This window comes from Micromonospora sp. Mcm103 (assembly GCF_024519755.1).
Taxonomy (GTDB): Bacteria; Actinomycetota; Actinomycetes; order Mycobacteriales; family Micromonosporaceae; genus Micromonospora; species Micromonospora aurantiaca.
The window spans coordinates 40,424-62,666 of the sequence record NZ_JALJRJ010000013.1 but is presented as its reverse complement, the minus strand read 5'-3'; the positions used below and the strand labels follow the sequence as shown (position 1 = coordinate 62,666).

20 protein-coding genes are annotated in these 22,243 nt (G+C 72.1%); 13 read left to right on the top strand and 7 right to left on the bottom strand.

The genetic code is table 11. The features are described 5' to 3' along the window. Positions 1–190: 190 nt before the first annotated feature. Positions 191–1,540 carry a hypothetical protein gene (locus tag OC439_RS17455; protein WP_262014351.1) on the bottom strand — a complete coding sequence of 450 codons (1,350 nt, stop codon included), beginning with the start codon at positions 1,538–1,540 and terminating at the stop codon, positions 191–193. An 83-nt stretch (positions 1,541–1,623) separates the two neighbouring features. Between OC439_RS17455 and murD the strand changes: the two genes are divergently transcribed. Next, entirely contained in the window at positions 1,624–2,970 is a 1,347-nt protein-coding gene (gene murD, locus OC439_RS17450) for a UDP-N-acetylmuramoyl-L-alanine--D-glutamate ligase (RefSeq protein ID WP_262014350.1), read from the top strand. A 1-nt stretch (position 2,971) separates the two neighbouring features. On the opposite strand, the gene OC439_RS17445 is transcribed toward murD, so the two are convergent. The 3 genes from OC439_RS17445 to OC439_RS17435 all read right to left on the bottom strand — a co-directional run bounded on the left by OC439_RS17445 (position 2,972) and on the right by OC439_RS17435 (position 5,132). Then, a complete protein-coding gene (locus OC439_RS17445) occupies positions 2,972–3,562 on the bottom strand; it encodes a DUF6114 domain-containing protein (protein ID WP_262014349.1) in 591 nt (196 codons plus the stop codon). Position 3,563: 1 nt separating this feature from the next. Continuing rightward, positions 3,564–4,193 carry a DUF6230 family protein gene (locus OC439_RS17440; RefSeq protein WP_135241096.1) on the bottom strand — a complete coding sequence of 210 codons (630 nt, stop codon included), beginning with the start codon at positions 4,191–4,193 and terminating at the stop codon, positions 3,564–3,566. Positions 4,194–4,376: 183 nt separating this feature from the next. Beyond that, positions 4,377–5,132 carry a TetR/AcrR family transcriptional regulator gene (locus OC439_RS17435; RefSeq protein ID WP_262014348.1) on the bottom strand — a complete coding sequence of 252 codons (756 nt, stop codon included), beginning with the start codon at positions 5,130–5,132 and terminating at the stop codon, positions 4,377–4,379. Positions 5,133–5,481: 349 nt separating this feature from the next. Between OC439_RS17435 and OC439_RS17430 the strand changes: the two genes are divergently transcribed. After that, a complete protein-coding gene (locus OC439_RS17430; protein ID WP_262014347.1) occupies positions 5,482–6,168 on the top strand; it encodes a Tat pathway signal sequence domain protein in 687 nt (228 codons plus the stop codon). Positions 6,169–6,225: 57 nt separating this feature from the next. On the opposite strand, the gene OC439_RS17425 is transcribed toward OC439_RS17430, so the two are convergent. Next, positions 6,226–7,188 carry a hypothetical protein gene (locus tag OC439_RS17425; RefSeq protein ID WP_315985941.1) on the bottom strand — a complete coding sequence of 321 codons (963 nt, stop codon included), beginning with the start codon at positions 7,186–7,188 and terminating at the stop codon, positions 6,226–6,228. Between the two features lie 117 nt (positions 7,189–7,305). Here OC439_RS17425 and OC439_RS17420 point away from each other — a divergent pair, with 117 nt between their 5' ends. Next, entirely contained in the window at positions 7,306–8,601 is a 1,296-nt protein-coding gene (locus OC439_RS17420; protein WP_262014345.1) for an aspartate aminotransferase family protein, read from the top strand. Between the two features lie 3 nt (positions 8,602–8,604). Here OC439_RS17420 and OC439_RS17415 read toward each other — a convergent pair whose 3' ends face one another. Next, the gene (locus OC439_RS17415; protein ID WP_262014344.1) at positions 8,605–10,005 is read right to left on the bottom strand and encodes an acyltransferase family protein; all 1,401 of its coding nucleotides are present in this window, start codon (positions 10,003–10,005) and stop codon (positions 8,605–8,607) included. Positions 10,006–10,168: 163 nt separating this feature from the next. Here OC439_RS17415 and ngcE (OC439_RS17410) point away from each other — a divergent pair, with 163 nt between their 5' ends. From ngcE (OC439_RS17410) to OC439_RS17395, 4 genes are all read left to right on the top strand, one after another. After that, a complete protein-coding gene (ngcE, locus tag OC439_RS17410; protein ID WP_262014343.1) occupies positions 10,169–11,584 on the top strand; it encodes an N-acetylglucosamine/diacetylchitobiose ABC transporter substrate-binding protein in 1,416 nt (471 codons plus the stop codon). Continuing rightward, complete coding sequence (locus tag OC439_RS17405) at positions 11,584–12,492, top strand: carbohydrate ABC transporter permease (protein WP_013287344.1); 909 nt, start codon at positions 11,584–11,586, stop codon at positions 12,490–12,492. The genes ngcE (OC439_RS17410) and OC439_RS17405 overlap by 1 nt, the downstream gene beginning before the upstream one ends. Further along, positions 12,489–13,394, top strand: a complete 906-nt coding sequence (locus OC439_RS17400; protein WP_262014342.1) for a carbohydrate ABC transporter permease — start codon at positions 12,489–12,491, stop codon at positions 13,392–13,394. Before OC439_RS17405 ends, OC439_RS17400 begins: the two co-directional genes overlap by 4 nt. An 85-nt stretch (positions 13,395–13,479) precedes the next feature. Further along, the gene (locus OC439_RS17395) at positions 13,480–13,986 is read left to right on the top strand and encodes a hypothetical protein (RefSeq protein WP_262014341.1); all 507 of its coding nucleotides are present in this window, start codon (positions 13,480–13,482) and stop codon (positions 13,984–13,986) included. Between the two features lie 148 nt (positions 13,987–14,134). Here the strand turns inward: OC439_RS17395 and OC439_RS17390 are convergent, their stop codons facing one another. Continuing rightward, positions 14,135–15,124: an N-acetylglucosamine kinase gene (locus OC439_RS17390; RefSeq protein WP_262014340.1), complete on the bottom strand. Its 990-nt coding sequence runs from the start codon at positions 15,122–15,124 to the stop codon at positions 14,135–14,137. 157 nt (positions 15,125–15,281) lie between these two features. On the opposite strand from OC439_RS17390, the gene OC439_RS17385 reads away from it, so the two are divergent. From OC439_RS17385 to OC439_RS17360, 6 genes are all read left to right on the top strand, one after another. Further along, positions 15,282–16,229: a MurR/RpiR family transcriptional regulator gene (locus OC439_RS17385; RefSeq protein WP_120569014.1), complete on the top strand. Its 948-nt coding sequence runs from the start codon at positions 15,282–15,284 to the stop codon at positions 16,227–16,229. After that, positions 16,226–16,975 carry an SIS domain-containing protein gene (locus OC439_RS17380; RefSeq protein WP_120569015.1) on the top strand — a complete coding sequence of 250 codons (750 nt, stop codon included), beginning with the start codon at positions 16,226–16,228 and terminating at the stop codon, positions 16,973–16,975. Before OC439_RS17385 ends, OC439_RS17380 begins: the two co-directional genes overlap by 4 nt. A gap of 23 nt (positions 16,976–16,998) precedes the next feature. Further along, complete coding sequence (gene ngcE / locus OC439_RS17375; protein WP_262014339.1) at positions 16,999–18,411, top strand: N-acetylglucosamine/diacetylchitobiose ABC transporter substrate-binding protein; 1,413 nt, start codon at positions 16,999–17,001, stop codon at positions 18,409–18,411. A 22-nt stretch (positions 18,412–18,433) separates the two neighbouring features. Further along, positions 18,434–19,375 (top strand): carbohydrate ABC transporter permease, encoded by a 942-nt coding sequence (locus OC439_RS17370; RefSeq protein WP_120569017.1) that lies wholly within the window; start codon positions 18,434–18,436, stop codon positions 19,373–19,375. 13 nt (positions 19,376–19,388) lie between these two features. Continuing rightward, the gene (locus OC439_RS17365; protein WP_013475962.1) at positions 19,389–20,345 is read left to right on the top strand and encodes a carbohydrate ABC transporter permease; all 957 of its coding nucleotides are present in this window, start codon (positions 19,389–19,391) and stop codon (positions 20,343–20,345) included. A gap of 133 nt (positions 20,346–20,478) precedes the next feature. Continuing rightward, a complete protein-coding gene (locus OC439_RS17360; RefSeq protein ID WP_262014338.1) occupies positions 20,479–22,152 on the top strand; it encodes a bifunctional 3'-5' exonuclease/DNA polymerase in 1,674 nt (557 codons plus the stop codon). Positions 22,153–22,243 lie beyond the last annotated feature (91 nt).

Below are 22,243 nucleotides of genomic sequence, written 5' to 3'. Positions count from 1 at the left end.
CCCGGGCTGTCCCGTGCCGATCTTGGAGTTGTGGCGCCCGGAATGCCGGCTATGCACCGTTATCAGAGGGGCCACAACTCCAAGATCGATAGGGTGCGGGCGGTGATCATGAGGTTGAGCCGGTGATTCGCCGGAATTCGCACCGTCAAGTTCATGATCGGCGGGGCGGGGCGGGGGGGGGCGGGGTGGGTCAGGTCAGGGCGGTCAGGGTTTTGGCGTACGGGGCGGGGACGTAGTTGTCGCCGCCGGGGGTGAACACGTCGGAGGTGGCCGCCGCCTGCCAGGCGGTGTCGGGCAGGGCCGCGACCAGGGCGCGTACCACAGGCACGTCGCGCCACTGGTCCTGCTGGGCGAGCAGGCTCAGCGCGACCACCGACTCCTCCACCTCGCCCACGCACTCGAACGGCTTGTGCCCGTCGATGCCGAGCAGCTCCCGGTAGCCGGGGATCTGGGACTCGTCGGCCAGCAGGTCACCGCCGAAGATGCCGGTCAGCCGCTCGCGGGGCATGAACGGCGCCATGGCCAGGAACACGAACCGGCACTTCGGGCAGTCGCGGCACCAGCGCTCGCTCGCGTCGCGCAGCTTGAACGCGGCGTTGCAGCTGGTCACCACCGCGTCGTACCGGTCGATCTCGGCGAACAGCCGGGCGATGTGCAGCTCGGACAGGGAGCGCAGCAGCGAGAAGTACGGCTCGGTGAGCCCCGCGTGCTCGGCCAGCGCCGCGCGCAGCAGCCCCTCGGCCTCCACGCCCTTCGACCACTGGTGGTTGATCTCGTGACCGTTCCAGATCAGGTTCGGATCGGACGCGGAGCGCTCGTTCGACATCACCACCGGGCCGAGGCCGTGCAGGACGGCGGTGGCCACGGCGATCAGCGAGTTGATCGCGGTGACCGGGATGTGCCCGTTGCGCGCACCTGCGGCGTTCAGCTCGAACAGCACCGGGTCGAGCCGCCGCCGGGCGGCCAGCGGCACCAGGTCCGACGCCTCGTTCACCGACACGATCACGTGGTTCGGGTTGACCGAGAACGGCACCGGGTCGAGGCCGGCGCGTCGCAGCGCCTCCAGCGTGACGATGGAGTCCTTGCCGCCGCCGACAGCCGACAGCGGACGACGGTCGGAGTTGTCCACCGGCACCGCCGGGTCCACGGTGCCGGACGGCACCTCGGGACGCAGTTCCAGCACGTGCGGCAGCTCGTTGCGGTACGCGTACTCGGCGAGGCCCTTGGTGTAGACGGCGGTGACCAGCTCGACGGCGGCGGCGCCCAGCGGCGCGGGCAGCACCAGCCGGGGCGGCGCGGCGGCCTTGTAGTAGCTGACACCGGCGACCACGTGCAGCAGCTCCAGCACCCGGGACAGGGTGGCAGCTGTGGCGTCGGCGACCGGCTCGGCCGGCAGCGGAAGCGTGATCACCTCGGTGAACCGCTGCTCGCCGTCGGGACCGGTCAGGGCGTAGTCGAACAGGACCTCGCCGGTGGCGAAGTCGATCGAGTAGGACGGGAAGGTGAAGGCGTCCATCCGCCGCAGCTGCTCGTTGGGCACACGCCATACTAGGCCCTGGTTCGTCCGTCCGTGTCCGGCTGGGCCGGACCCTGCCCGCCGTCGACCGAGTCCGAGGAGAGCCCGTGCGCCTGTCTGATCTGCGCGGACGTCATGTCGCCGTCTGGGGCGCCGGCCGCGAGGGCCGGGCCGCGGTGACCGCGATCGCCGCGCACGGGCCGGCCGGCCTGGTCGTCGTCGACGACAGCGCCAACTTCCTCACGCTGCCCTGGGACGGCCCGCTGGCCGCCGCCGCGCCGCTCGTCACCGGCGAGGAGGGCTTCGAGCGCCTGGCCGCCGCCGACGTGGTGGTCCGCTCGCCGGGTGTGCCGAACACCCACCCGTGGATGGTGGAGCTGCGCCGCCGGTCCGTGCCGGTCACGCAGGGCAGCGCGCTGTGGATGGCCGACCACGCGGACCGGACCGTCGGGGTGACCGGCAGCAAGGGCAAGAGCACCACGTCCAGCCTGATCAGTCACCTGCTCACCGCGATGGACCGGCCGAACGTGTTCGGCGGCAACATCGGGGTGCCGCTGCTGGACCTGCCCGAGGCGGAGCTGTACGTGCTGGAGCTGTCCAGCTACCAGTGCTCCGACCTGACCGACTCGCCGCGCGTGGCGGTGGTGACCGCGCTGTTCCCGGAGCACCTGGACGCGCACGGCGGCGAGCGGGAGTACTACCGGGACAAGCTGAACCTGATCGCGCACGGCCCGCACGCCGTCGTAGTAAACGGCGCCGACCCGCGGCTGGCGGCGGAGCTGGGCGACCGGGCGGCGGTACGCGCCGGCTCGCCGGACACCACGCACGTCGCCAGCGGGCCGGACGGCACCCGGTGGTTCCACCTGCGGGACACGCCGCTGTTCCCGCGCGCCGTGCTGCCGCTGGTCGGGCGGCACAACGAGGGCAACCTCTGCGTCGCGCTCGCCGTGCTTGACGCGCTCGGCGTCGACCTGGTGGCGCGCAAGGACAGCCTCGCCGTGGCGGTCGCCGAGTTCCAGGGCCTGGCGCACCGGCTCACCGAGATCGCCGACCCGTCCGGGCTCACGTTCGTCGACGACACGCTCGCCACCAGCCCGTACGCGGCCATGCACGCGATCGACGCGTACGAGGGACGGCCGTTGACGGTGATCGTCGGCGGCGCCGACCGGGGGCTGGACTACAGCCCGCTGCGCGCGCACCTGGCCGATCGGGAGATCACCGTGATCGGCGTGCCGGACAGCGGCCCCCGCATCGTGGAGGCGCTGTCCGGACTGCCGTCGGTGCGTACCGAGCTGGCCGACGACCTGGTCGCCGCCGTCGGGCTGTCCCGCAAGCTGACCCCGGCCGGCGGGGTGGTGCTGCTGTCCCCGGCGGCGCCGAGCTACGGCCGGTTCCGCAACTTCGAGCACCGCTCCGAGGTGTTCGCGCAGGCGGTGGCGGACACCGCCCGCTGAGTCAGCCGCGCTCCGCCCGCGTGTGCCGGGGCGGTCCCGGCTCGGCCGACAGGAGCGCGTCGAGCGACTCGGTGGGCGCCGAGCCGTCCACCGGCTCGCGCGGCCCGGGCGCCGTGCCGGCCGACGTCGCACCAGCGAGCGTCGTGTCGGCGGACGTCGCCTCGGCGGGTGTCGCGTCGGCGGGTGTCGCGGCCGGGCCGGCGCGGGGAGCCCGCCGCTTGACCGGCGTCCAGGCGAACGCGAGCGCCCCGCCGACGAGCGCGAGCAGCATGCCGATCAGGAACCCGCCCAGGTTCGAGGTGAGCCAGGAGACCAGCCCCAGCACCAGGGAGACCACCGCGTAGAAGACGCGTTGCTGCGGCGTGGTGATCAGCAGCACGCCGCAGATCACCAGGATCAGGGGGACCAGGTACGCGGCCAGTCCCTGCGGCCCGACGTGCAGCAGCACCCCGAGCGGCGCCCGCAGTGTCACGAGCATCTCCGCGCCGCCGAGCGCAATGAGCAGCCCGGCGGTGAACGGCCGCGCCCGGCGCCAGCGCCGCCAGCGTGTCCGGACGCCGGCGGCGGGCGCCGAGTGCTGTCCCGCGCTCACCTCAGCACCCTTCGGAGCTGAAGCCCATGCGCAGGTTGGGCAGCGTGAAGACGGCGGCGGTGGTGGCGTAGTTGTTCTGCCGCAGGTTGGTGATGGTCACGGTGTCGGCCTGCTGGGCGAACACGCCCGGGTTGCCCTTGACCCCGGGGACCTTGTCGACGGTGCTGGCGTCCTGCCCGACGTCGATGTTCTTGAAGGAGGCGTTACCGGCGATCTCGTCGCCGTCGACCACGAGCGTGCGGGCGGAGACGGGCTTGCCGGAATTGCCGGCGGTGATCCGCAGGTTGGTCCCGCCCAGGTTGATGCTCTGGCAGAGATTGGTCAGCTCGGCCTTGTCGATCGCCGAGACGATCACGAGCACCTGGCCGCCGGTGTCGCCCTGGTTGGGGCTGTCCGGGATCATCTGGTCGAGCGTGGCGAACTGCTCGAACCCGGTGCCCTCCAGTTTGTCGGCGGTGACCGTGAACGGCATGCCCGAGATGGCGAACTGCGCGCCGAGCACACCCTGCGCGGTCAGCACCACCATGCCGGCCGCGCCGGCCGCCACGGCGCCGAACGTGACGGCGAACCGGCGCCAGCGTACGCCGCTCCGCGGTTGATCGGTCTCGACCTGATCGATCTGCTCCGACATGCCGGCCCCTTTCGAGATCAATTCATCTGCGACGATGTGAATTGGCTTCGCAGGATGTGCGCGCCGAGGGGCGCAGGCCGAAGTTACCGCTGAGTAAAGGGGCGGTCAACTGCCTGTAGCAGATCGTTGGGCGGCATTTGCCAAAAGCGGCCAAAGTGAAAAACCGCTGCGGTTTCCGACCGGTCAGGGCTGGCCGGGTGCGCAGGGCGCGGTGGCGGCCGGGCCGTCGTCCGTCCCCGCCGCCCGCGCGACGCGGCCCGCCTCTCGTGGGCCGAGGAACGGCGCGGTCGCCGCGTACGTGAGCGCCGGCAGCAGCGACGGCAGCTCGTCGGCCCGCCCCTGCGCCACCCGCTCACGGATGGTGGCGTGGATGCCGCCGACCACTATGGACAGCAGCGCGTCCCGGTCCACGCCGGCCGGATCCGGCCCGGCGCCGGCGAAGAACCGGCGGAAGCTGCTCAGCAGCGCGTCGCGCTCCCGGCGGGCGTCCGGTCCGGCCGCGTCCACCTCGACCAGCGCCATCCGGGCGAAGGCGGGCACGCTCGCCAGCACGTCGAGCAGCGTGCGCAGCGCCGCCCGGGCGGCCTGCGGCCAGTCCGGGCCGGCGTCGCGGTAGGCGTCCTCCATCAGGTGCGACACCACCGCGATGCCGTGCCGGTACGCGGCCAGGAACGCGTCCTGCTTGCCGCTGAACAGCGCGTAGAACGCGGGCCGGGTGACTCCGGCGGCGTGGCAGATGTCGCTGACCCGGGCGTTGTCGTACCCCCGGCTGGCGACCTCCCGGACCAGGCCGTCGAAGAGGCGGTCGCGCTGGGTCGCCGCGACCTCCTCGGCCGGCACGCGGCGCGGGCCGCGCTTGATGGCGCGGTCCGGGTCGCGGCCGTGGCGGGCGCCCGGCAGGGGCACGGGCGCCGGCGACGGCGGGCTCGGGACTGTCACTCATCGACCTTTCTTGATGCGTTGACTTTACGACCCTCCGGGGTTTATAACTTTCGACACGCTCAGTTCACGTCTCGTCACCGCTGGTGATCTCTCCCGATCGGTCACCCGAACGCGTCGAAGGAGGGCCGGATGGCTGCCATTATCGCCGCGCGGACCCGTCCCCCCAAGACCGGAGAGACCCAGGTGACGCGGCGACGCCGCACTGCGCCACGCCGCCCGGCCCGCTGAGGCCGCAACGGCGCACCACCACCCGCGACGGCCCGGTCCCGGCCGCCGCGCCCACCGGCTCCGTCCACCCCGGACGCCGCCGGCACCGTTTCCTGTCCCACCGCCGGAAGGAACAACCATGCCCAGGTACGGACGCATCGGCGCGGGCCTCGCCGCCCTGGCGCTGCTGACCGGTCTGGTCGGCGCCGCCCCCGCCACCGCCGCACCCACCACCTCGCTCGCCAGCGCCGTGCTGACCTACCCGACCGTCGCCGGCACCGCCGTGTCGGTGGGCGACGTCATCCAGGCCAGCCTGCGTAGCGGCACCAACGCCACGTTCTACTCCTCGACCAGCGGCAGCACCGGCGTCAAGTGCGCCGCGTCCAGCTTCAGCGCCAAGGTGCTGACCAACCCGACCGCACCCGGCACCGCGACCGAGAGCCTCACCGCGCAGTCGTTCTCCAGCTGCACCACGAACGTCTTCGGCACCACCGGCGTGCAGAGCGTCACCGTCAACAACCTGCCCTACACCACGTCGGTGACCAGCGCGGGCGTGGTCACCATCTCCGGCACGGCGGCGGCGCCGATCCAGAGCACCGTCGTGCTCAACTCGCTGCTCGGCGCGATCACCTGCGTCTACCGGACCAGCACGAACACGCTGACCGGTACGGCGTCCAACGGCACCAACTCGATCAGCTTCACCAACCAGGTCCTGACCAAGTTCTCCGGGCCGTCGCTGTGCTTCGGCACCGCGTACTTCACCGCCTCGTACTCGCCGGTGAAGGACACCAGCAAGACCGGCAGCCCGGCGGTCTACGTCAACTGACACCCGGCTCTCGGGCCGGTGCGCGGCGGTTCGCCGGGCACCGGCCCGGACGCCGGTTCAGCCCGCCGTCAGCGTCGCGTGCAGCGCGCGCATCGACCGCAGCGCCGACCGGATCTCCTGGAGGTAGCGGCCCGGCGTCAGGGTCGGCTCCGGTACGGCGACAGCGGCGCGCGCGGCCGGGTCCACACCGACCGTCTCGATGCCGCACCCGTACGGCACGGCGAGCGTCCGCAGCGCGTCGCAGTGCTGGAACGGCACGTAGATCGGGGCGGTCACCATCAGCACCGGGTCGTCCGCGCGCAACCGCACGTGCTCGGCCCAGAACCGCTGCGTGTCGGCGGTGTGCGCGCGACGCCGGTCCGGTTCGCTCGACGGCGCGGCGAGCACCCGTACCGGGGGCAGCCCGGCCGGCCGGTAGGTGCGCGAGGACCAGGCCCGGTGCGGATGACCGGCCGGCTCGCCGCGCTCGTCGTCCGGCGCGTCCACTCCGAACGCCAGCCGTACCCCGGCGTCGAGGACGTCCACCTCGGTGACGCAGCCGGACAGGCCGGCGGCGTCGAGCGTGCGGGACTCGGCCGCCGACAGCGGCCGGAAGCTGCCGAGCACGGCCACCTCGCCGGTCACCTCGGCCGCCGTCCGGGCCAGCATCGCCGCGTACGCGGTGCGCCGCAGGCAGGCGTGCGCCAGCCCGCCGAGCACCAGCAGGTGCGCGTACCCGGATCGGGCCGGCGCGGCGGCGCGGACCAGGCCCAGCGTGGCGGCGGCGCTCAGCACCAGTCCGGCGGTGGCCGGGTCGAACGCCGGTTCCCGGGCGTCCGGGCGTTCCCGTCCCTGCCGGAAGTCCCAGCGGCGGGCGGAGAACGCGTCCAGCCCGGCCAGCACGGCCGCCAGGTCGCCGTCGGGCCAGTCGCCGCCGAAGTGCGCCACGAGCTGCCGCACCGGCGCCGACTCCACCCAGGACCGGACCCCGTCGAGCAGTTGTGCCCGCGTCGTCCCCGCCGCGCCGCCCGGCAACGTCACCTGATCCGTCCGCACCCGGCGGATGCTACCGGCGGGCCGACTCGCACAGTGCCGGTTGTCCCGGCCCCGGTCGTGGTGGGAACGTGCGGGGATCCACCTCCGCTGAAGGGTGCGCCGATGACCTCCGACGACCTGCTGGCCCGGCACCGGGCCGTGCTCCCGTCCTGGATGCCGCTCTACTACGCCGAACCGCTGGAACTCGTCGCCGGCTCCGGGCGCCGGGTCACCGACGCGGCCGGCCGGACCTATCTGGACTTCTTCGGCGGGGTGCTGACCACGATGGTCGGCCACGACATCCCGGAGATCCGGGAGGCGGTCGAACGGCAGCTACGGACCGGGCTCGTGCACACCTCGACGCTCTACCTGATCCGGCAGCAGGTCGAGCTGGCCGAGAAGATCGCCCGGCTCTCCGGCATCCCGGACGCCCGCGTCTTCTTCACCAACTCCGGCACCGAGGCGAACGAGGCAGCGCTGCTGGTCGCCACCAACCACCGGCGCTCGCACCAGATCCTCGCGGTGCGCAACAGCTACCACGGCCGGTCGTACGCGACGATGGGCGTCACCGGCAACCGAGGCTGGTCGGCCAGCTCGCTCAACCCGTTGCAGGTGGCCTGGCTGCACTCCGGGGAGCGGCTGCGCGGTCTGCTGGCCCGGCTCGACGCCGCCGACCGGGTCGACGCGGCGGTCGAGGATCTGCGCGAGGTGCTCGCCACCCAGACCGCGGGCGACGTGGCCTGCCTGATCGCCGAGCCTGTCCAGGGCGTCGGCGGCTTCGTGCACGGCCCGGACGGGCTCTTCGCCGCCTGGAAGAAGGTGCTCGACGAGCACGGCATCCTGCTGATCAGCGACGAGGTGCAGACCGGGTGGGGCCGTACCGGCGAGCACTTCTGGGGCTACCAGGCGCACGGCGTGACGCCGGACCTGCTCACCTTCGCCAAGGGCATCGGCAACGGGTTCGCGCTCGCCGGGGTGGTCGGCCGGGCCGAGGTGCTGGAGTCGGTGCCGGCGATCAGCTTCTCCACGTTCGGCGGCAACCCGGTCTCCACCGCCGCCGGCAACGCGGTGCTCGACTACCTGCTCGACCACGACCTCCAGGGCAACGCCGCCCGGGTCGGCGCGATCCTGGGCGACGGCCTGCGCGCGGCCGTCGCCGGGCTGGACCAGGTGGCCGAGGTACGCGGCAAGGGCCTGATGCTCGCCGTCGAGTTCGTCCACCCGGGCACGGTCGAGCCGGACGCGGCGCTGACCACACGCGTCTTCGAGGCGTGCCGGGCCGGCGGCCTGCTCGTGGGCAAGGGCGGCCTGTACGGCAACGTGATCCGGATGGGGCCGCCGCTGACGCTCACCGAGGACGAGGCCCGGGAGGGCCTGGCGATCATGGTCGAGGCCATCCGCGCCTCGATCGAGGCGTGACCGTCAACCCGGCTGGCGCCGTCCCGCCGGTCCGGACCTGAGCAGCCGCAGCAGACCCGCCCCGGCCAGGTACGCCACCAGTGCCGGGGCGGGCAGGCCCAGCGGCTCCGGCGCCGCCTCGGGCGCGAGGCTGTTCAGCAGCAGGCCGACGAGCACGCCCGCGTACCCGGCGACGGCCAGACCGGCGCGCAGCCGCCGGCCACCCGCCCCGGCCGGCCCGGTCGCCGCCGGGCGGCGGGTGCGTGCCTCCACCGAACCGAAGACGGCGACCAGCACGGTCAGCACCGCGGCCAGCGCGAGCAGCCACGGTACGCGCCACGCCCACCAGGCCGCCGAGCCGACCGGGGGAGTGGGCAGCACGCCGAGCGCGTCCAGCAGGCCGACGAGCAGCACCGCGGCGGTCAGGTGCCAGAGGAACAGCGTGAGCACCACCGCGTTTACGGCGAGCACCGCCTGCCAGGGGCCGGACCGGCGCAGCCAGCGCCCGGCCGGGCGTCGCAGCAGCAGGATCAGGCCGAGCTGGGCGACTGCCGCGGCCATCAGCGCCAGGCTCGGCGGCGCCGCGTTGTCCAGCCGCTCGCCCGGTACGTGGAGCATCGCCACCGGGTAGGGCCCGGCCACCGTGAGCAGCACCAGCGCGACCAGGCCGCCGCCGAGCAGGAGCACGCCCGCCCGGCGGGACAGCGGCAGCCGACGGCGGAACAGGCCCCGGGTCCCGGCGCCGGCCGCGCCGGCGGGCTGACGGGTGTCCGCCTGGGCGGCGTCGTACCAGGCGAACCCGACCTGATGGACGGCCAGCCAGCCGAACAGGTAGTTGCCGTCGGCGAGCGCGGCCGGGCCGAGGAGCCGGCCGAGGTCGCCGAGCGCCACGAGGACCACGAGCGCCGTCGGCACGGCGAGCCCGAACCGGCGGTGCAGCGCGTACATCGGCGGGGTCAGCGCCACCACCGCGACGTAGGCGACCAGGAACCACAGCGGGATGGTGGCGAACCAGACCACTGTGCGCACCTGCGCCGGGTCGGCTCCGCGCAGCGTGGCGATCCCCGCTCCCGCCGCCAGGACCAGCAGCAACACGGTGGTGGGGCGGATCAGCCGGGCGCTGCGGTCGACCAGCCACCCGGCCGCCGACCCGCCCCGGCGCCGGCGGGCGGCCAGCGAGGCGGCGTTGGCGTAGCCGCCGACCAGGAAGAACACCGGCATCACCTGGGCCACCCAGGTGAGCGGCCAGGCCCAGCGCAGATCCCCCAGCGCGGAGTGGCCGGCGGGGCGGCCGTGGTCGTACCCGATGACCGTGACGCCCCAGTGGCCGAGCACGACCATGGTGATGGCCAGCGCCCGGAGCAGGTCGATGTAGCGCTCCCGCCCCGGCGGCGTGCGTTGCGCGAGCTGCCGCAGGCGGCGCATGGGGTCAGGCTAGGCCAGCCGGGCCCGACCGGTACGGATAACGGATCGGTCGAGAGGTCTTGTGGTCCCCGTCGCACTGTCGTAGAAATTCTTCATTGGAAATGCGTCTTGTGAAGACAAGCGACAGGGTGCTCACCGCGCGTACCCGGACCGAGGAGATGCGATGAACAGGCGTGAGATCCTACGGCGTAGCGCCGCCGCCGGGCTGCTGGCCACCCCCGCCGCCGGGCTGCTCGCCGGCTGCGCCACGTCGGGCGGGGGCGACGAGGGCGACAAGGCCGCGTACAAGGGCACCAAGAGCGAGCAGAACCCGCTCGGCGTGGCCGAGGACGCCCCACTCGAGGTGGTGATCTTCAACGGCGGGTTCGGGGAGGACTACGCCAAGGCCCACGAGGCCATGTACAAGGAGCGGTACCCGAAGGCGGAGATCAAGCACTCGGCCACCGCGGAGATCAGCAAGACGCTCCAGCCCCGCTTCGTCGACGGCAGCCCGCCCGACGTGGTGAACAACTCCGGCGCCGGTCAGATCGACTTCAACGGCCTGGTCTCCCAGAACGCGCTCGCCGACCTGGGCGAGCTGCTCGCCGCGCCGAGCCTCGACACGCCCGGCAAGACGGTCAAGGACACGCTGCTGCCCGGCACCGTCGAGGTCGGCTCCTACGACGGCCGGTTCCTGGTGCTCAACTACACCTACACGGTGTACGGCATCTGGCACTCCACCAAGCTGTTCGCCGACCGCGGCTGGGAGGACGCCAAGACCTGGGACGACCACATCGCGCTCTGCCGCCGGATCAAGGCCGCCGGTATCGCCCCCTGGACGTACGCCGGTGTGCACCCCCGCTACATGAGCTGGCCGCTGATCTCCACCGCGATCAAGCTCGGCGGCCCGTCCGTGGCGCTGGCGATCGACAACCTGGAGCCGAACGCCTGGAAGTCGGACGCGATGAAGACCGCCGCCGACGCCTGGCACCAGATCGTCAAGGACAAGTTCATCCTCGACGGTTCCCCGGGCCTGGACCACAAGCAGTCGCAGACCGCATGGTGCCAGGGCAAGGCCGCGTTCATCTCCTGCGGCTCCTGGCTGGAGAGCGAGCAGAAGGACGTCACGCCGGCCGGGTTCAACATGACGGTCGCGCCGACGCCGAGCCTGGGCAGCGGCGACAAGCTGCCGTACGAGGCGATCCGCGGCACCGCCGGTGAGCCGTTCATGGTGCCGGCCAAGGCGCGCAACGTCGCGGGCGGCCTGGAGTACTTCCGCACCATGCTGTCCCGCAAGGGCGCGCAGGACTTCACCCGGAAGGTCGCCAGCCTGCCCGTCGTCGCCGGTGCGACCGAGGGCATCGACCTGCCGTACGGGCTCAGCACCGTGGTCAAGGCGCTCGACGCGTCCGGGTCCAACGGCTTCAACTGGGTCTACAACAACTACTACCGCAAGCTGGAGCGCAACCTGGTCGACGCGGCCTGCGGCGAGTTCTTCAGCGGCCGGATCTCGCCGGCCGAGTTCCTCGACCAGTGCCAGAAGGGCGCCGACTCGATCGCCGGAGACAGCTCGGTCAAGAAGTACAAGCGGTCCGCGTGATGCGACAGGGCCGCCTCCCCCTGATCCTCACGTTCCTCCTGCCACCACTGGCGTTGTACGGCATCTTCGTGCTGTCGCCGTACCTCCAGGCTTTTCAGATCTCCACCACCGACTGGATGGGCTACTCCGCGCAGGCCGACCCGGTCGGCATGGCGAACTTCCGCACGCTGCTGCACGACGGGTACGTGTGGAACGCGTTGAAGAACAACGCGATCCTGCTCGCCGTGGTGCCGGTGGTGACGATCGGGCTGGGCCTGTTCTTCGCCAGCATGCTCACGATGGGCGGCCGCAAGGGCCGGGCCGGTGTGACCGGGGTGCGCGGCACCTCGGTCTACCGGCTCGTCTACTTCTTCCCCCAGGTGCTCTCGGTGGTGATCATCGCGCTGCTCTGGAAGGAGATCTACAGTCCGACGAGTGGCCTGCTCAACGGCGCCCTGCGCGCCGTCGGGCTGGCCACCCCGGCCTGGCTCGGCGACCCGCGCTTCGCGTTCTGGTGCGTGCTGGCGGTGATGGTGTGGAGCAACGTCGGCTTCTACGTCGTGCTCTTCGGCGCCGCCATGCAGGCCATCCCGCGTGACATCTACGAGGCGGTGCTGCTCGACGGCGCGTCCCGCACCACGATGCTGCGGAAGATCACCATTCCGCTGCTCTGGGACACCATCCAGGTGGCCTGGATCTACCTCGCCATCGCCGCGCTGGACGGCTTCATCCTGGTCCAGCTCATGACGAACGGCGGGCCGAACTTCTCCTCCGACGTGATCGGGCTGCGGATGTACGACACGTCGTTCGGCAGCGAGAACAAGTTCGGGTACGCCTCGGCGATCGGCGTGGCGATGTTCTTCCTGACCCTCTCGGTGGCGGTGCTGGCGCTGCGCACCGCCCGGCGTGATCGGATCGAGTACTCGTGACCACCGTGAACACCGGCGCCCCGGCCGCCGAGACGACCCGCGCGACGGCCCCCGCCGACCGGCCGCCGCGCCGCGAGCTGGGCGTCGCGAACGTCTTCTCGCACGGCTTCCTGCTGCTCTGGGCGGCCATGACGATCCTGCCGCTGGCCTGGATGGTGCTCAGCTCGCTCAAGACCAACGGCGAGATCGTCGCCGAGCCGTGGGGGCTGCCCGAGGCGCTGCGCTTCGACAACTGGACGCGCGCCTGGACCACCGCCCACATCGGCCGCTTCTTCTTCAACAGCCTGGTCGTGGTGGCCGGCTCGCTGAGCCTGACCATGCTGCTCGGCGCCACCGCCGCGTACGTCTTCGCGCGCTACGAGTTCCGCGGCCGGGAGGTCGTCTACTACCTGTTCGTCGGCGGCATGATGTTCCCGGTCTTCCTGGCGCTGGTGCCGCTGTTCTTCGTGGTCCGCAGCGTCGGCATGCTCGGCACCTGGCCCGGCCTGATCCTGGTCTACACCGCGTACTCGCTGCCGTTCACCGTGTTCTTCCTGACCGCGTTCTTCCGGACGCTGCCGACCTCGGTGGCGGAGGCCGCGCTGATCGACGGATGCGGGCACTTCCGGCTGTTCTTCCGGGTGATGCTGCCGATGGCGCGACCGGGATTGATCAGTGTCGGGATCTTCAACTTCCTCAGCCACTGGAACCAGTTCCTGCTGCCCCAGGTGCTGCTGCCCGGCGACGGGCAGAACCGGATGCTCGCCCAGGGACTGAGTTCGCTCGCGGTGAGCCAGGGCTACGCCGGCGACTACGCCCAGTTGTTCGCCGGCCTGACCATCGCGGTGCTCCCGGTGCTCGTGGTGTACGTGGCGTTCCAGCGCCAGGTCCAGTCCGGACTGACCGCCGGGCAGCTCAAGTGAGGTGGTTGCCACAGGCAACGGGGCAGTGGAGAACATCGAGCTGACCTAGGGTGGGCCGGCACGCTCATCTATCGACAGGAATCTCATGTTCTTCCTCCTCTACACACTGTTGCTGATGCTCGGCGGCATCGCGATGGTCGTCGTCGGCGCGGTCGTCAAGGAACAGGGGACCGGCTCCCGGATCCTCAACGTGGTGATCGGCCTGGCCTTCTTCGGGTACGGCTTCTACCTGCTGTTCCTCTTCGACGGTGACAGCTACCGGCTCTTCTTCTACGTCTTCGTGCTGCCGATCCTGCTGATCGTGCGCGCGGTCAAGGCGCGCAAGGAGGCCCGCGAGCAGGCCGCGGCGCAGCAGTACGCGGGCGGCCAGCAGTACCCGGGCGCGCAGCAGTACCCGGGCGGGCCGCAGTACCCGGGTGGCCAGCAGCAGCCCGGCATGTATCCGGGGGCGGGGCACGGTCAGCCCGGCCCGGCGTTCCCGCCCGCCCCGGGGCAGCCCGCACCGTACGGCGCCGCGCCGCAGGGGCACCCGGGTCAGCCCGCCCCGCAGGGCTGGCACCAGGCTCAGCCCGGCTCGCAAGACCGATACTGATCAGCACGAGTGCCGGCTCACGCCGAGAACTGCCGGAAGCCGCGAGTGGAACGTCATGGGTGTCGAACCGGCGTTTTGACACCCATGGCGTTCCACCCAACGGCCGCCGCCGCGGCGCGGCGGGGCGCAGCGCGGCAGGGCGGGCGGGTCAGGCGGGCGGGGGCACCAGGCGGGTGTGCAGTGCCGCCGGGTCGGTCACCTCGGGCAGGTCGCGGGCTGCCAGCCAGGCCGCGGCGGCCGCACCGTCCCCGGCGCTGTGCAGCGGCGCGTCCGGCCACCGCTCGGCGAGTTCCGCGCGTACCGCGCCGGCCAGCGGGGTGTCGCCGGTGAGCAACCCGCCGCCGAGCACCACCGGATCGGCCGCGCCCGGTGGGCGGATCCGGGAGACGCTCTCCGCCAGCAGCGCCGCGGCCTCGGCGATCAGCGCGACCGCTGCCGGCTCCCCGTCGCGGGCCGACGACACCACGAGCGGCGCGAGCCGGGCCAGTTCCACGGGCGGCCGCCGGGTCACCGCCTGCACCACGGCTCCGGCCGTCGCGCGCGGCTGAGCGTCCACAACGGTCGTGCCGGTCAACTCGGCCAGCACCTGCCGGGCCAGCTCACCTGGGGTGTCCGCGCGGTCCAGGTCGGTCAGCAGCCGGCGGACCGCCTCGCGGCCGAGCCAGAATCCGGAGCCCGCGTCGCCGAGCAGCCAGCCGTGGCCGTCGGCGGTCCGGTCCAGCCGCAGGTCGCGTACCTGGGCCGCGATGGCGCCGGTGCCGGCGACGAGCACGGTGCCGTCCGGGGCGGCGGTGCCGGAGGCGTAGGCGACAAGGGCGTCGCCGTGCACGGCGTACGGGCACCGTAGCCCCGCCTCGGCCCACGCCCGGTCGAACGCGTCCCGGCCGTGCGGGTCGGCCAGGAGGCGGCCGGCCCCCGCGAGGCCGATGACGCCGGCGCGTACCCGAAGGGGGTCGATGTCGGCGAGCGCCGCGCGCAGGGCGGCGAGCAGCTCGGCGGCGGCCCGGTCGGCACCGTGGCTGGTGGGGTTGCCACCGCCGGCGCGGCCGGCGCCCAGGCGGGTGCCGTCGAGGCTCAGCGCCGTGGCGCGGGTGGAGGTGCCCCCGACGTCGAGGCCGACCACGACGGTGTCCGACATGGTCCCCATGCTGGTCGGCCGCGTCTCCGGGCGCAAGATCGCGCCGGCGCGGCAGGTAACAGTTTGAAAACTTCACCCACGCCCTTGACACGGAGGGGCCTTCAGTAAGAACTTTTACCACTAACAGTTAACACTCTTTTCCGAAAGGCGCCCGCCGATGGCCGAGCACGAGGTGGAGACTTCCGCGGCGACCGCGGTGGTCGATGCCGGTCCGGCCGACCGGCTGGGTGCCGACGGGGTGCTGGCCCGGGTCCGGGCCGGCACGGGGGAGCTGACCGGGGCGCTGCGCCGGGTCGCCGAGCACGTGCTCAGTGACCCGGAGGCGGCCGCCCGGGCCACCATCGTCGAGCTGGCCGAGCGCAGCGGCACGTCACCGGCGACCATCACCCGTTTCTGCCGGGCGATGGGCTTCGAGGGGTACGCGGACCTGCGGCTCGGCATCGCCGCCGAGACCGGCCGGGCCCGCTCGGCCGGCTGGACCGTCGACATCGGACGGGAGATCCAGCCCGGCGACCCGCTGTCCCGGGTGCTCGACCAGATCATGGCCGCCGACACGCGGGCCATGCACGACACCGCCGCGCTGCTCGACCTGGCCGAGGTGGAACGCGCGGCGGTCGCCATCGCCGGGGCCAGCCGGGTGAACATCTTCGGGGCCAGCGGCAGCGCGCTCGTCGGCGAGGAGATGCAGTTCAGCCTGCACCGCATCGGCGTCGCCGCGTGGGCCTGGAGCGACGTGCACGAGGGACTCGCCAGCGCCGCGCTGCTCGGGGCCGGGGACGTCGCGCTCGGCATCTCGCACACCGGGCAGACCCGGGAGACGATCGAGCTGCTCGCCGAGGCCGGCAGCCGCGGTGCCACCACCGTCGCCCTCACCGGCTTCCCCCGCTCGCCGCTGGCCGAGCTGGCCGACATCGTGCTGGTCACGGCCAGCCAGGCCACCACGTTCCGGCCGGACGCGCTCTCCGCCCGGCACCCGCAGCTCGTCGTGCTCGACCTGCTCTACATCGCGGTGGCGCAGCGCACCCACGACCGCGCCCACGCGGCCTTCCGGCGTACCGCCCAGGCCGTCGACGGGCACAAGGCCGCGAAGGGGGCCCTCTCATGATCAGTGCCCAGAGGTACGCCGACGCGGTGCGCCCGGTGCTCGACCGGCTGGTGGACAGCCAGGCCGTGGCGGTGGACCGGGCAGCCGACCTGATCGCCTCCGGGCTGCGCGCCGGCGGCGTCCTCCAGGCGTTCGGCGCCGGCCACTCGGAGGCGTTCGCCGCCGAACTGGTCGCCCGGGCCGGCGGGCTGGTCCCCGCCAACCGGCTCTCCCTGCACGACCTCGTGCTGCACGGCGACGCGCCCCGCGACGTGCTCGCCGACCCGAAGCTGGAACGCGACCCGGCCGTGGCGCACCAGCTCTACGCCCTGGCGGCACCGCAGCCGGGGGACGTGTTCGTGGTCGCCTCGCAGTCCGGCATCAACGGCTCGGTGGTCGAGCTGGCGACGCTCGTCAAGCGCGGCGGCCACCCGTTGATCGCTGTCACCTCGGTCGAGCACACCGCCCGGGTAGCTCCTCGGCACCCCTCCGGGCACCGGCTCGCCGACCTCGCCGACGTCGTGCTGGACAACGGCGCACCGTACGGCGACGCACTGCTGCCGCTCGAGGGCGGCGGCGCGGTCTGTGCGGTCTCCTCGGTCACCGCGGCGCTGCTGGCGCAGCTGCTGACCGCGGAGGTCGTACGACGGTTCCACCAGGCCGGAGAGGTACCCCCTGTCTACCTCTCCGCCAACGTCCCCGGTGGGGACGAGCACAACCTCGCCCTCGAGTCGCGGTACGCCGGGCGTCTCCGGCGGACCGCCTGACCCGACCCACAAGGAGAGACAAGATGTCGGTTTCCCCCGAGAAGTTCGGCGACGTCAGCCGTCGGACCCTGCTGCGGCGCGCCGCGGCGGCCGGTCTGCTGGCCGTACCGGCGGCGGGTCTGCTGAGCGCGTGCGCCGGCAGCGAGCCGAGCAAGTCCGACGGCGGCGGCGCGGCCAAGAGCAAGGACAACCCGTTCGGTGTCAAGGACGGCAGCGCGGTCAAGGTGGTCGTCTTCAACGGTGGCCTGGGCGACCAGTGGGCCAAGGAAGACAAGGTCATCTTCAACGCCAAGCACGCGAACGTCACGGTCAACATGTCTTCGACCCAGAAGATCAAGACCGAAGAGCAGCCCAAGATGGCGACGCAGCCCAGCGACCTGGTGATGAACTCGGGCGCCGACATGATGGACCGCAGCACGCTGATCAACGAGGGCGCGATCGAGCCGCTGGACGACCTGCTCACCGCGCCGGCCTGGGACAGCGAGGGGACGGTGGCCGACAGCCTGCTGCCCGGCACGGTCGCCGACGGTACGCAGAACGGCAAGTTCTACGTCGTGAACGTGGCGTACACGGTGTGGGGCAACTGGTACAACGCGGCCCTGTTCTCCAAGGAGGGCTGGACGGCGCCGACCACCTGGGACGAGTTCTTCGCGCTCGCGCCGAAGATCAAGGCCAAGGGCATGGCGCCGTACGTGCACGACGCGGTGCACGGCTACTACCCGCGCTGGGCGCTGTTCGCCAGCATCTGGAAGGCCGTCGGCAAGCAGGCAGTCGTCGACATCGACAACCTGAAGGACGGCGCCTGGAAGGCCGACGGCATCGTCGCGGCGCTGGAGCCGTGGGAGAAGCTGGTCAAGGACAAGCTGCTGCTGCCGGGCAAGCTCGACCACACCCAGTCGCAGCAGGCGTTCCTGGACGGCAAGGCGGCCTTCATCCAGGTCGGCACCTGGCTGAAGAACGAGATGGCCGCGACCATCCCGCCGGGCTTCGAGATGACCATCTCCGACTACTGGAGCAAGAGCGGGGACAAGGCCGCCAAGGACGTCTTCGCCTCCTCCGGCGAGGGCTTCGTGGTGCCGAGCAAGGCGCCGAACAAGGAGGCCGCGAAGGAGTTCCTGCGGGCCATCCTCTCCAAGGCCGGTTCGGCGAAGTTCGCCGAGCTGACCAAGTCGCTGGCCTCCACCAAGGGCTCCGGCGACAACGTCCAGGACACCGCGCTGGCGTCGGCGAACTCGCTGATGAAGAACGGCAGCTCGGACCTGATCTCGGTGAAGTTCCCGGACTTCTACGCCGACCTGGACAAGGAGAGCCAGAACCTCTCCGAGGAGTTGATGGCCGGCCGCCTGACCGCGCAGCAGTTCGTCGACAAGATGCAGGCGGCCGCCGACAAGGTCGCCAAGGACTCGTCGATCAAGAAGCAGACCCGCACCGCCTGATCACCGCGAGGAAGTGAGTCCAATGCGGCACGGAGTCGCGCGTTTCGTCACGGGCTTCCTGGCCCTGCCCGTCGCGCTGTACCTGTTCTACGTGGTGTGGCCGTTCGCCCAGGCGGCGGGATACTCGCTGACCGACTGGGGCGGGTACTCCGATTCCCAGCGCTTCGTCGGGCTGGACAACTACGTCCGGCTGTTCTCCGACGAGCTGATCCGGAAGGCGTTCTGGCACAACGTGTTCTTCCTGGTCACCGTGCCGCTGTTCACGATCGCGCTGGCCCTGTTCCTCGCGTTCCTGCTCAACGTGGGCGGACGCGAGGACAGGGCCGGCATCCGTGGAGTGTTCGGCTCCGGGATCTACAAGGTCATCTTCTTCTTCCCGCAGGTGCTGTCGCTGGTGGTCATCGCCGTCATGTGGCAGCAGATCTACCGCACCGACGGGCAGGGCCTGATCAACGGCCTGCTCATCAAGATCGGGCTGGTCGACGCGGACAACCCGATCGCCTTCACCGCCGACCCGGAGCCGTTCCTCGGCGTGCCGGCGGTGCTCTGGTGGCTGCTGTTCATCGCGGTGTGGAGCGGCGCCGGTTTCTACATGGTGCTGTTCTCCGCCGCGATGCAGTCGATCCCGAAGGACATCTACGAGGCGGCGATCCTCGACGGCGCGGGCCGGTTCCACACGTTCTTCAAGGTGACCCTGCCGCTGCTGCGGGACAGCATCTCGGTCGCCTGGGTCTATCTGGGCTTCATCGCGCTGGACATGTACGCGCTGGTGTTCGTGATGACGCCGAGCCAGGGCGGGCCGAACCACGCCAGCGAGATCTTCGCCTCGGTGATCCAGTTCAACGCCTTCCAGAAGGGCCAGTTCGGTTACGCCTGCGCGATCGCCGTCGCGCTGGCCATCTTCACCATCCTGCTGGCCGCGCTCCAGCTGAGGATCACCCGCCGTGAGCGGATCGAGTACTGAGGAGGTCTGGACGATGAGCACTGTGACCCACACCTCCGGCCCGGCCCGGTCCGACACGGCACCGCCGGACCGGCCGCCCGCGGACCGGCGGGCGAAGGACGTCGGCAACGGCTTCGGCGGCCGGATCTTCAACGGCTTCTCGCACCTGTTCCTCGCGGTCTGGGCGATCATGGTGGTCTACCCGCTGCTGTGGGTGGTGATGTCGGCGCTCAAGACCGACTCCGAGGTGATCCGCGAGCCGCTGTCGCTGATCCCCGACGCCCTGCAGTGGGACAACTTCGCCCGCGCCTGGACCGCCGGGATCGACAGCTTCTTCCTCAACACGCTGCTCGTTCTGGTGTTCAGCGTGACGCTGACGATGCTGCTGGGTTCGATGGCCGCGTACGCCCTGGCGCGCTACGAGTTCCGCGGCAACCGGCTGATCTACTGGATGTTCCTGTCCGGGCTGACGCTGCCGATCTACCTGGCCGCGGTGCCGCTGTTCAAGGGCGTCTACAACACCGGGGTGAGCCTCCCGCTGCTCGGCCCGAACAAGCACCTCATGCTGATCCTGGTCTACGTGGCCTGGTCGCTGTCGTTCACGATCTTCTTCATGCACTCGTTCTTCCGGACGCTGCCCGACTCGATCGCCGAGGCGGCCCAGGTCGACGGGGCTTCGCACACCCGCACGTTCTTCAGCGTGATGCTGCCGATGGCCAAGCCGGGCCTGATCAGCATCGGCATCTTCAACGTGCTCGGCCAGTGGAACCAGTGGTACCTGCCGACGCTGCTCATGCAGTCGGTGTCCGGCGAGCCGAAGAACCAGGTGATCGCCCAGGGGCTGATCGAGCTGTCGGTCAACCAGGGCTACAAGTCCGACTGGAGCGGACTGTTCGCCGGGGTGACCATGGCGATGCTGCCGGTGCTGATCGTGTACATCGTCTTCCAGCGCCAGGTGCAGTCCGGTCTGACGGCCGGCGTCGGCAAGTAACCCTCCGGGGTGCAAGGAAGGGCCCCTTGTTAACGCTCGGCGTTAACAAGGGGCCCTTCCTCTACCGCAGGCGTTAAGAGGGGGCCCTTCCTTACACGCGGAGCGTGTCAGGGGGAGGGGGCAGAATGCGTCCGTGCTGGTGGCGGTGGTGGCGGACGAGCGGGGCGGCGGCGTGCTGCAACCGCTGCACGCCGACGGCACCCCGTCCGGCCCGGCGGAGGAGGTCACCGACCTGGCCGCCGCCGTGGCCGCCCGGGAGGCGGCCGGGCACCCCCGCTGGATCTGGGCCGCCTGGACGGGCGTCTACCCGGCGCTGCTGCGCGCCGGGGTGCGCCTCGACCGCTGCCACGACGTCGAGCTGACCGAGGCGCTCCTGCTCGGGCACGCGGGCCGCTGGGGTGAGCCCCGCGCGCTACCCGCCGCCTGGGCCCGGGTCACCGGCGCGCCGGTCCCGCCGGACCCGGCGCCCCGCCCGCCGGAGCCGCCGGGCCACGCCCAGGCCGCGCTCTTCGAGCCGCCGTCGGGCCCGCCCGGTCCGGGCATCACGGCGTTGACCCGGGTGTACGCCGACCAGCTCGCCCGGATCGCCGCGACGACCCACCCCGGCCGGTTCCGGCTGCTGGTGGCCGCCGAGTCGGCGGGCGCGCTGGTGGCCGCCGAGATGGGCGCGTCCGGCCTGCCGTGGCGCGCCGACGTGCACGACGCGATCCTGGCCGATTTGCTCGGCGAGCCGTCCCCGGTCGGTGGGCCGCCGCGCCGGCTGGCCGAGTTGCAGGCCCGGATCGCTGACGCGTTCGGCGTACGCCAGGTGCACGCCGACTCGCCCGCGGAGCTGTTGCGGGCGTTCGCCCGCGCGGGCGTGGACCTGCCGAACACGCGCGCCTGGGTGCTGCGCGGGGTGGAGCACCCGGCGGCGCCGCTGGTCCTGGAATACAAGGAGCTGTACCGGATCTGGACGGCGCACGGCTGGGCCTGGCGCGACGCCTGGGTGTCCGGTGGGCGGTTCCACCCGGAGTACGTGCCAGGCGGCGTGGTGTCCGGCCGGTGGGCGACCCGGGGCGGCGGGGCGTTGCAGATCCCGAAGGTGATCCGGCGGGCGGTGGTGGCGGACCCGGGCTGGACGTTCGTGGTGGCCGACGCGGGCCAGCTCGAACCGCGGGTGCTCGCGGCGGTGTCCGGCGACGAGCGGCTGGCAGCGGCGGGTGGTGCCGGTGACCTGTACGCCGCGCTGGCCCGGGACGCGTTCGCCGGTGACCGGGCGAAGGCCAAGGTGGCCCTGCTCGGGGCGATGTACGGGCAGACCGGCGGGGCGGCGGTGCCGGCGCTGGCGGTGCTGCGGAAGAACTACCCGACCGCGTTCGGCCACGTCGAGGCGGCAGCCCGGACCGGTGAGGCGGGCGGGCTGGTCCGGTCGTGGCTGGGGCGTACCTGCCCGCCCGGCTCGGCGGGGTTCGCCGAGGGGGAGGAGCCGTTGCCGGAGGGCGGGGCCGATCCGCACAGCCCGTCGGCCCGGGCGGCCCGGTCGCGGGGGCGCTTCACCCGCAACTTCGTCATCCAGGCCACCGCCGCCGAGTGGGCCTCCACGCTGCTGGCCACGTTGCGCACCGAGCTGGCCGGGACGGAGGCGGAGCTGGTCTTCTTCCAGCACGACGAGGTGGTGGTGCACTGCCCGGCCGGGCAGGCGGCGGTGGTCGCCGAGGCGGTCACCGCCGCCGGCGCGCGGGCCACCCGGCTGCTGTTCGGCGACACCCCGGTCCGGTTTCCGCTCGACCTGTCTTCAGTGGACTGCTACGCGGACGCGGCATAGCCACGCAATTTTCCGTTTTGCCCCGCTACCCGCTCCCGGCTGCGCTCGTTGGGCCCGGTGTGCGTACGACGGGACGGACCGGGCGGCTGTG